At 67.7% G+C, this 1648-nt stretch carries 1 protein-coding gene; it reads left to right on the forward strand.

The window, feature by feature from the left end:
* On the forward strand, positions 1-903 hold a 903-nt coding region (locus FVW20_RS14565), incomplete at its 5' end, for a phospholipase D-like domain-containing protein (RefSeq protein ID WP_231039134.1).
* Positions 904-1648: the final 745 nt, after the last annotated feature.

Genomic DNA, 1648 nt, shown 5'->3' on the forward strand with positions numbered 1-1648 from the left:
GTGGACGGCGTGGGCGGCCTGTACCACTGGCCGCGCGCCTGGCGGCGGCTGGCCCGGCGCGGGGTGCGCGTGGAGCGCTTTCTGCCGCCGCACCTTGTGCCGTTGCAGCTTTCGGTGAACCTGCGCACCCACCGCAAGGTGCTGGTGTGCGACGGCAAGGTGGGCTTTACCGGGGGCATGAACATCGCCCAGAACCACATGGCCGCGCAGGGCTGCACCCGGTGCGTCACCGACATGCATTTCCTGTTCAGCGGCCCCATCGTGGCCCAGTTGCAGGAGGCCTTCCTGCGCGACTGGGGCTTTGTCACCGGCGAATACGCGCCCGGCCCCCCGGTGCGCGAGGAACCCTGCGGCGATTCGCTGTGCCGCATGGTGCTGGACGGCCCCGGCTTCGGCTTCGAGCGCGTGCACGACCTGCTGGCGGGCGTGGTGGCCGGGGCGGAGCGGTCCATCCACATCATGACGCCCTATTTCCTGCCCTCGCGCGAACTGATCAGCGGGCTGCGGGCCGCCTCGCTGCGCGGGGTGAAGGTGCACTGCGTACTGCCGGGCCGCAACAACCTGCCCTTCGTGCATTGGGCAACCCGCAACCTGCTGCCTTCGCTGCTGGAAAGCGGGGTGCGGGTTTACTACCAGCCGCCGCCGTTCTGCCACACCAAACTGCTGCTCATCGACGGGTGCTACGCCCACGTGGGTTCGGCCAACATCGACCCGCGCAGCCTGCGCCTGAACTTCGAGCTGACAGTGGAGGTGCTGGACACCACCGTGGCCCGCCAGTTGGGCCAGCATTTCGAGGCGGTGCGCGCCGTATCCGCAGAGGTGACGCCCCAGTCGCTGGCCGCCCGCAGCATGCCGGTGCGCCTGCGCGATGCGACGTGCTGGTTGTTTTCGCCCTACCTGTAGGGGCTGTTTCCAAATGGTCCTTTCGCCCGTTGGCTTCCGACCCGAAGGCCACGAAGCGTGGCCGCCGGGCGAGCCTGCGAGCCCTGCGGCCATCGTGCGCAACGCGGTCAAACTTTGCCCCCCATGACTTTGCTGTCCTTATCCGTAAGGTTCGCAAGCTCACCTGACGGCTGCCGCGCGTTGCGGACCTCATCCGTAACGTTCGCTTCGCTCAGTGACGGTTGTGGCCTTCCCTCATGGCAGGCTTGTTTTCCTTGCCAACGAACGAAAACCCTGATTCAGATACAGTCCCTGGGGGCGGCACCCCGGCATCCTCCCCCCTTTTCGGGAAAATCATCCCGCTCCGCGTGCCGGACGGGTTTCGCAGCCCACCGGCATCATGGCGTTTTTCCGGAGCCCGGAAAGGGCGGTGCAGGGCGGTGCAACGCGCGTCGGTTTTTTCGAACGGCGGAATGCAATGATGGCGGAGTGTTGCGTGGTCGCGGTGCGGCGCTCAGGGCGCGTTTCGCGGGCGTGGGGGCGGGGTTGACACCCCCGGCCAGGGGATTACTAGGGGGGTCGCAACGCAGTTTACCCGGAAGGTAGCCTTCGGAATGAATACGCCTCTTCTGCATCCCGGATCGTGCGGCATGCCGCGCGGCCAGGCTGCATCCTATACCGGCTTTGCCCCCTCCTGTTCCGCATCCGCCGCGCGGGGCGCGCCCCGCGCCGGGGTGCCGAGCGGGCACGGCACGGGCGATCGGAA

It is taken from the genome of Nitratidesulfovibrio oxamicus (genome assembly GCF_015731765.1).
Taxonomy (GTDB): domain Bacteria; phylum Desulfobacterota; class Desulfovibrionia; order Desulfovibrionales; family Desulfovibrionaceae; genus Cupidesulfovibrio; species Cupidesulfovibrio oxamicus.